The organism is Rhizobium sp. BR 315 (assembly GCF_050577975.1).
Lineage (GTDB): Bacteria > Pseudomonadota > Alphaproteobacteria > Rhizobiales > Rhizobiaceae > Rhizobium > Rhizobium miluonense.
Genome location: NZ_JARWKZ010000155.1, coordinates 1 through 684, shown reverse-complemented (window position 1 = coordinate 684; position 684 = coordinate 1). Strand labels below are relative to the sequence as shown.

The 684-nt window shown below is 38.2% G+C and carries 1 protein-coding gene; it reads left to right on the top strand.

What is annotated here, in order from left to right:
• Nucleotides 1-162: 162 nt before the first annotated feature.
• On the top strand, nt 163-684 hold a 522-nt coding region (locus QD409_RS35495), incomplete at its 3' end, for a hypothetical protein (RefSeq protein WP_430765046.1).

Sequence of the window (684 nt, the reverse complement as noted above, 5' to 3'; positions counted from 1 at the left end):
GTGATGCTGTTAGCAATTTCTTCTTTTACAGAGAATTTCATTCGATCCCTCCTTCTTGTTTATTTTACTGGATTGAAGCAATTAAAACAAATGAAGCAATAAAATGGAAACTAAAAGCTTACTTGACTCGTACATAAAGAAGAGAAAAGGAGGGGAAATGCTTTGCTGCATTTATATATTCTGTTTTTCCTAATACTCTCTGGTACTGTCGTCAGGTATTTTATCATCGGACAGATTGAAGTGACAACGATTATGATAGCATCGCTCTCCTTAGTTGCTGCTGTTGTGCTGTATATCGTTGCGAACATTCTTTCCAAAAAGGAACAGGCTTATATACCGGCTAACACAGAGAACTGGTCTATTTATGTGCTGCAAAAATTTCTGCACACACCAAAACCTCTATTTAAAGGAAAAGAGCAAAAGGGTGTCTATCAGCGCCTATTTACAAAGCGCTGGCACAGAGTAGTAGACAGCTGTATAGAAGGAAAAGCGCCATGGTATTTATCCTTTAGACTTTCGATTGGTGACAATGTGTATAGCGTAGAATGGGAGCGGGAGAAATTACTGGCAAACAATGAAAGCTGGCTTATTTATAAAAATGGAGAATTGTTCGGAAAAGCAGCGACTGTTTTTAACTTGAAAAATGCTGTTCATCTGAAGGAATCCATGAGAGGAACGTTAGGT